We start from the raw sequence: 7,569 nt of genomic DNA, 5'->3' as shown, positions 1-7,569 counted from the left end.
GAGATCCATGCACGTGTAGCAGTTCTTAACAGATTTACGGAATTAGGTCGACCACTTACCCAAGTTACGCCTTAAATTTGGCTCAATTAGGGGCGCTTTGCATTTCAAATCTTTGTGCAACAAAGCCTCTCTACATTGAACTCTGCCAGCCCAAACATACTGGTGAATATTCCAGCAAAATAATAACCAATTTTAATTAAATGCGCAAATTTCGCATTTTATATCTTTATGGCTTTTGTTCTTCTTGTTTTTAAAATTAATGTAGCTATACACGTAGCAAAAAAAACAGGCCGAAGCCTGTCCTTTTAGTATTTACAATCTATTTTAATCTTCTGGATATTCAAAACGATAACCAACGCCATATACGGCTTGAATCCACTCATGACGGTTGCCGGTTTCCGCAGCATCTGAAATCTTACGACGTAAATTTTTAATATGACTATCAATCACACGGTCAGCCACTTCAAAACTTTCTGGGTTAATATGATCAAGCAATTGCGCACGTGAATACACCTGCCCTACATGCTCTAAAAACAACTCTAGTAAACGAAACTCTGTTGGCGTTAAGCTCAACGCTTTTTGTTGATACCAAATACGCTGCTGTGCTTTGTCCATACGGAATAAATCATTGGCCTCAGGTTCAGCTTTGCGATCTAAACGGCGCAGAACTGCTTGTACACGTGCCACCAATTCTTTCGGGCTAAATGGCTTACAGACGTAATCATCAGCACCCATATTCAACCCCAACACACGGTCGATTTCTTCAGTTCGTGCAGTCACCATAATAATTGGCAGATCAGACTGCTCACGAACTTTACGGCAAATGGTTAAGCCATCCATACGCGGCACCATCAAATCCAAAATCATTAAACTGGGTTTACGCTGCGTGAAACTCTCATAAGCATCTTGCCCATCATGAAACATGCTGACTTCAAAGCCTGCTGCTTCTAGATAATCCCGCACCAACTGTGCAAGTTCTACTTCATCTTCAACCAACATGATATGTTTCATGCATGCTTCCTTTTATTGTTTCATCTGTTTTGGGAAGGTTAATTTGCAGCGCAAACCACCCAATGGAGAATGATCAAAGCTCAATTCTCCACCTAATGCTCTAGCAATTTTAACTGACAATGCTAAGCCTAATCCTGTTCCACCTGTGGCGCGTGTACGCGAATCATCCACTCGGTAAAAACGTTCACCCAAACGAGCCAATTGCTCATCGGTTAGGCCAAATGGGCTGTCATCAACATATACCGTCCACTGTTGATCATCTTGTTCAGTATGCACATGTACTTCACCACCGGCTTCAGTATAGCGAATACTATTACCTAGCAAGTTGACCATAATCTGTTTAAAACGGTCTATATCTAATTGTAATGTTGAGCCGTCACCTGAAGCGGTAATTTTCAGTTGTGCTTTTTCAAATTTCGGTTTAAAGCTTTCGACTTCCTGCACAATGACATCCCACGGATTAATCGTAGTGAGATAACAATTTAATTGCTGTGCCTCAGCTTGCGCCAAATCAGCCAAATCTTTGGTCAATTTTTTCAGACTACTGACTTGATTCAACATCGAAGCAAAATGTTCAGGCGTTGGTTTGCGGATGCCATCTTGCATCGCTTCAATCTGTGCCTGTAATACTGCTAAAGGTGTTTTTAATTCATGTGAAGTATCCGCCACCCATTGACGACGTGAAGTTTCATGCTGATCTAGAATAACCGCTAATTCATTCAGTTCATTGGACAAATCACCTAATTCATCATTACGATTCACCGCAACTTGATACTGATAATTACCTTTGGTTAATTCACGTGTCCCCATCAACAAACGTTGAATCGGTTTTTTGAAATAGGTCGCTAAAAGCAAAGCTGCAATCAAACTGGCAATAAACGTCAGCGCATAGACCAATAATAAATAGCGCGTTTGCTTACTAAAGAAATTAATACTTAGGGCATCATCTTGTTCTAATACAGGTTTTAACCCGAGATATCCAACAACTTCATTATTCACCATAATTGGCCGATATGAAATTTCCTCATCTGTAGGCTCACCCACCACAAACTGACGGTTTGCATCATATAAAGATAAGCGTGAACTTAGCCCCAATCGATCTGGCATCGAAATAAACTGCTTTTTGGTCGTTGCAGGTCTTTCAACAACTTGTGACTGCGTAGATTGATTTTCCTTTTTTTGTTCCGCAGAGCGGTACATATTTTGATTTGAACTTAATGGAAACTTTAAACCTTCAAAAGGTTGAAATGCTGAAGGTAAATTCTTTTCGAGCCAATAAAGTTCTTGGGCTTTTTCTTCCGCAGTTTGTCTAGGATCAGCCAACATCGCTGTAGAATTTACTAAATTATGATCCTGAAAATAGCGCTGTTGCAGCGCAATGTCATATTGACGACGTAACCACCAGCGTGACAAACGGTCATAATCATCAGGTGCTGCCTTACCTTCAATTTGCAGAATTTGCGCCTGTATCGCATTACCCCAATCGTGATACAGCGCATAGACATCGGCTAAATTTTCGATGACATGATCAAGTTTTTGCATCTCGACATCGGCCACATATTTGGTGAAATTACGCTGCATGTTCCAATGCAACACACCTAAACTGACTGTCGTAATGACGAGCGTCGTCAACAACACAGTAAGAAATAAGCGTAAGGCAATCGGGACACGACGGATTTTCAAAAGAGAACTCTCATTTTTCTTCTATATTCATTATTGTAGCGAACAGCGAAGTAAAAAACTCTCCATTGTTTCTACATCTTTATTATTTAATCTTTAACCATCAAGTAAACACATGATCTACTGAGGTAAAGATAATGAATAATATGACAAAAATGGCTTTAGTCGGTGCAAGCGTATTGAGCATGGGCGCATTAACGGCATGCCAATCAACATCTACACCAAAAGATGCTGAACATGGTCGTATGATGAAACAACATCACGGTGATCAAGATCGCCGTATGTCTCCAGAACAACGTGAGCATTTTAAAAAAATGCGTATTGAACAGCGTCAAGTCTTTGCAGAAATGCAAAAAGCTTGTGATGGTAAAGCTGTTGGCAGCGCAGTACAGGTTAAAGCCGGTGACAAAGCGATTGATGGCACATGTACCATGACGTTCAATGCTGATCGCAAAGCCATGAAGCAAGAAATGAAAAATGCACGTGGCGAACATAAACCAATGCGGGGCGGTGAGCACCGTCCAATGCGTGGTGAGATGCAACGCGGTGAGCCATTGACTGATGCAAAACGTGCAGAGCTGACTAAACAGTTTGATCAGCGTTTAGCAGAACGCCAAGCCAAACAACAAGCGATTCTGAAAGCATGCCAAGGCAAAACCGATGGCAGCGCGGTTGCGATTAAAGTTGGCGAACAGCAGATCAATGGTCAATGTAAAGTGCGTTTCCAACCCAAAGCCCCTGTTGCACCAACAACTGCACCTGTAAAATAAGCATTCACAACTGATCTATTCATTTCTCAGAAAAAAGGCACTCATAAGAGTGCCTTTTTGTTGGACATATATTTTTACGCTTTTTGACTATTTGTGTCATTCAAAATTCGCTAAAACTGTTTACACTCAATACACTTAGCATTTTCAAGGTATAAATCTTTGACTTTACAGTCACTAACTTATACACCTCAAATGCTTGTACCTGATAAGAAGATGTTGCACGATTAGAACCATTCCAATACGTGTCATTGAAGACACGTTCAAATGTTTATTTAGGATTATTAACGCTGGTAGAAACCAGTATTGAGGAAAACGATATGCCACAATACAAAGCGCCTTTACGTGATATGCAATTCGTTCTGCATGAACTTTTAAAAGCAGAAGATCACTATGCACAACTGCCTGCATTTTCTGACACCGTAAGTCGTGAGTTGGTTGACCAATATCTAGAAGCTGCTGCTGACTTCTGTGAAAATGAACTTTCTCCTCTTAACCAAGTCGGCGACCGTGAAGGTTGTACTTGGAATGATGGCGTTGTAACAACACCAACTGGTTTTAAAGAAGCGTATCAAAAATATATCGAACTTGGTTTCCCATCTTTGTCTGCTGAAGAACAGTATGGCGGTCAAGGTCTACCTGTTTCACTAGGTAACATCATTTCTGAAATGGTGGGTACGTCGAACTGGGCTTGGGGTATGTATCCTGGTCTATCTCATGGTGCTGTACGTACTTTAGAACACCACGGTTCACAAGAACAAAAAGACGCTTACCTGCCTAAACTTGTTTCAGGTGAATGGACAGGTACGATGTGCTTAACAGAATCTCATGCAGGTTCTGACTTAGGTATTATCCGTTCTAAAGCTGAACCACAAGCAGATGGCAGCTATGCAATTTCTGGCGAGAAAATCTTTATCTCTGCTGGTGAACACGACATGGCTGAAAACATCATCCATATCGTACTTGCTCGTCTTCCAGGTGCACCAAAAGGCACGAAAGGTATTTCATTATTCATCGTTCCTAAGTTCAACCTCAATGCTGACGGCACTGTAGGCGAACGCAATGCGGTACGTTGTGGTTCGATTGAACACAAAATGGGTATCCATGGTAACGCAACTTGTGTCATCAACTTTGATAATGCAAAAGGCTTCTTGATTGGCCCTGAAAACCGTGGTCTAAACTGCATGTTCACATTCATGAACACTGCACGTATCGGTACTGCTGTACAAGGCCTTTCAGCTTCTGAAGGCGCTTTCCAAGGTGCGCTTGCTTACGCAAAAGACCGTTTGGCAATGCGTTCACTTTCAGGCCCTAAAGCACCTGAAAAAGAAGCAGATCCAATTATCGTTCACCCTGCTGTACGCAACATGCTCATGACGCAAAAATCATTTGCTGAAGCTGGTCGTGCTCTGGTTTACTTATTGTCTTTCCATGCCGATATCGTGGAACAAGGTGCAACTGAAGAAGAACGTAAGTTCTCTGACAACATCTTGTCATTATTAACTCCAATTGCTAAAGCATTCTTAACTGAAACAGGTTCAGAATCTGCTAAACATGGTGTTCAAGTATTCGGCGGCCATGGTTTTATTTCAGAACACGGTATGGAGCAAATCGTACGTGATACACGTATCTCTTGCTTGTACGAAGGTACGACTGAAATTCAAGCGATTGACTTGTTAGGCCGTAAAGTATTGGGTACTCAAGGTGCAATGTTGAAAGACTTCACCAAGATCATCCATAAATTTGTTGAAGCCAACAAAGACAACGCTGCCATGAAAGAATTTGTTGAGCCGCTTGCTGCGCTTAACAAAGAATGGGGCGACCTAACCATGCAGATTGGTATGAAAGCAATGCAAAACCCAGAAGAAGTGGGTGCTGCTGCGGTCGATTACCTGTACTTCTCTGGTTATGTAACGCTTGCTTACCTATGGGCTCGTATGGCGTTAGTTGCACAAGAAACTTTAGCTGCAGGAACAACAGATGTTGATTTCTACAATGCAAAAGTAACGACTGCTCGCTTCTACTTCAAGAAAATCTTACCGCGCGTTCGCTCTCATGTAGAAGTGATCGCAGGTGGCCTAGATCCTCTTATGGCATTGGATGCAGAACACTTTGCATTCTAATGTGAATATCTAAAACATATTCAAAAAATTGTACTCTTGAGTGCAGAAATAGAGAAAGGACGGTCATAGCATTGGCAGTCCTTTTTCTTTATAAATAGTCCCATAATTTTACTTTGGTCAATTTTCTCCACGCTTTGTGCCGATACAAATTGCCCCAAGTCCACAGATTCAAACAATAAACAGGTGAACGAACATGCCAATTTATAATGCACCGCTTGCAGATATGAAATTCATCTTAAATGATGTTTTTAAAGCAGAACAATTCTGGCAAAACAACGAAAATCTTGCTCACGTTGATGCTGCAACTGCAGAAGCCATTCTTGAAGAAATGGCAAAATTTGCGCAAAACGTCACTCATCCTTTAAACCGCACAGGTGATGAAGAAGGCGCAACCTATAGCAATGGCAATGTCACGACTCCTGCTGGTTTTAAAGAAGCATTTAAACAATATGCAGAAGGCGGTTGGATTGGTCTAGGTGCAGATGAAGAATGGGGCGGTCAAGGCATGCCAAAAATGCTGACTGTTCTGTCTGACGAAATGCTGTTTGCAACCAACCCATCATTCATGCTCTACCCGCTTCTTTCTGTAGGTGCAGGCATGGCCTTAAACAGCTATGCATCACAAGAGCAAAAAGAAACTTATTTGCCAAAAATGTATACAGGCGAATGGTCAGGCACCATGTGCTTAACTGAGCCGCATGCAGGTACAGACTTAGGCATTATCAAAACTAAAGCTGAACGTAATGAAGACGGTACTTATAACATTACTGGTACGAAAATCTTCATTACTGGCGGTGACCACGACCTTTCTGAAAATATCATTCACTTAGTTTTAGCGAAAACTCCGGATGCGCCTGCGGGCTCACGTGGTATTTCACTATTCATCGTACCTAAATTCTTGGTGAATGCAGACGGTTCTCTAGGTGAGCGCAATGCTGCAGGCCCAGGTTCTATTGAACATAAAATGGGGATCAAAGCGTCTGCAACATGTGTGATGAACTTTGACGGCGCGAAAGGCTACCTGGTTGGAAAAGAGAACGAAGGTCTTGCTGCAATGTTCGTGATGATGAACTACGAACGTCTGTCTATGGGTATTCAAGGCCTAGGTGCTTCTGAATTTGCCTATCAGAATGCTGCACAATATGCGACTGATCGTTTACAAGGTCGTAGCGCTTCTGGCGTGCAATCCCCTGCAAAACCTGCAGACAGCATCCTTGTACACGGTGATGTACGTCGTATGTTGCTAAATGCACGTGCCAACAATGAAGCATCTCGTGCATTTGCGGTTTATGTCGGTCAACAACTGGACATTACCAAGTTCTCTACTGACCCAGAAGCAGTCAAAGCAGCCAATAACCGTGTTGCGCTGTTAACACCTATTGCGAAAGCGTACTTAACAGATACAGCTTTCCAAGCAACGCTTGATGCGCAAATGGTGTTTGGTGGTCATGGCTTTATTCGTGAATGGGGTATGGAACAATGTATCCGTGACCTGCGTATCGCACAGATTTACGAAGGAACCAACGGTGTTCAGTCTCAAGACTTAATTGGTCGTAAAACCATTAAGTGCAATGGTGAATTCATTGCTGAATATATCCAAGAAATCCGTGATTTTGCCAATAACTTAGATGCCAGCTTGAACTACATCAAAGATGCAACCTTAGATGCAGCAGCTGAAGTTGAAGCTGTAACTCAATATGTACTTGAAGCTGCTCGTGAAAACATTGAGTTCCCGAACTCAGCCGCGGTTGATTACCTACATGCTGTAGGCTTACTCAGCTTTGCCTATATGTTTGCCCGCATTGCAGATGCAGCAAAAGACAAAGATGGCGAGTTCTACCAAAACAAACTTGCACTGACTCTTTACTTCACGCAGCGTATTTTACCTGAATTGGCTTTACGCATTGCTAAAGTGAAAGCAGGTTCTGAAGTAATCATGAACTTCTCTGAAGATTACTTTACCAACCAAGCTTAATTAGCTACACAAA

5 protein-coding genes are annotated in these 7,569 nt (G+C 42.1%); 3 read left to right on the top strand and 2 right to left on the bottom strand.

Going from position 1 to position 7,569, the window contains the following annotated elements; genetic code table 11:
• Window positions 1-324: 324 nt before the first annotated feature.
• Together FTT84_RS08315 and baeS are read right to left on the bottom strand one after the other, a co-directional pair.
• Window positions 325-1,011, bottom strand: a complete 687-nt coding sequence (locus tag FTT84_RS08315; RefSeq protein WP_180080793.1) for a response regulator transcription factor — start codon at window positions 1,009-1,011, stop codon at window positions 325-327.
• A 12-nt stretch (window positions 1,012-1,023) separates the two neighbouring features.
• Entirely contained in the window at window positions 1,024-2,694 is a 1,671-nt protein-coding gene (baeS, locus tag FTT84_RS08310) for a sensor histidine kinase efflux regulator BaeS (protein WP_067767730.1), read from the bottom strand.
• Between the two features lie 134 nt (window positions 2,695-2,828).
• Here baeS and FTT84_RS08305 point away from each other — a divergent pair, with 134 nt between their 5' ends.
• The 3 genes from FTT84_RS08305 to FTT84_RS08295 all read left to right on the top strand — a co-directional run bounded on the left by FTT84_RS08305 (window position 2,829) and on the right by FTT84_RS08295 (window position 7,556).
• Window positions 2,829-3,461 (top strand): hypothetical protein, encoded by a 633-nt coding sequence (locus FTT84_RS08305; protein WP_180080791.1) that lies wholly within the window; start codon window positions 2,829-2,831, stop codon window positions 3,459-3,461.
• Window positions 3,462-3,778: 317 nt separating this feature from the next.
• The gene (locus tag FTT84_RS08300; RefSeq protein ID WP_067767735.1) at window positions 3,779-5,581 is read left to right on the top strand and encodes an acyl-CoA dehydrogenase C-terminal domain-containing protein; all 1,803 of its coding nucleotides are present in this window, start codon (window positions 3,779-3,781) and stop codon (window positions 5,579-5,581) included.
• A 193-nt stretch (window positions 5,582-5,774) separates the two neighbouring features.
• The gene (locus FTT84_RS08295; RefSeq protein WP_078191243.1) at window positions 5,775-7,556 is read left to right on the top strand and encodes an acyl-CoA dehydrogenase C-terminal domain-containing protein; all 1,782 of its coding nucleotides are present in this window, start codon (window positions 5,775-5,777) and stop codon (window positions 7,554-7,556) included.
• The last annotated feature ends 13 nt before the right edge of the window (window positions 7,557-7,569 follow it).

Source organism: Acinetobacter sp. YH01019 (genome assembly GCF_013420285.1).
GTDB classification, from domain to species: Bacteria; Pseudomonadota; Gammaproteobacteria; order Pseudomonadales; family Moraxellaceae; genus Acinetobacter; species Acinetobacter gandensis.
This window is presented reverse-complemented; position numbering and strand designations above follow the sequence as displayed.

Coding starts and splice junctions, on each gene's coding strand:
- FTT84_RS08315 (WP_180080793.1), bottom strand. CDS start 1,011: ATGAAACATATCATGTTGGTTGAAGATGAAGTAGAACTTGCACAGTTG.
- FTT84_RS08305 (WP_180080791.1), top strand. CDS start 2,829: ATGAATAATATGACAAAAATGGCTTTAGTCGGTGCAAGCGTATTGAGC.
- FTT84_RS08300 (WP_067767735.1), top strand. CDS start 3,779: ATGCCACAATACAAAGCGCCTTTACGTGATATGCAATTCGTTCTGCAT.
- FTT84_RS08295 (WP_078191243.1), top strand. CDS start 5,775: ATGCCAATTTATAATGCACCGCTTGCAGATATGAAATTCATCTTAAAT.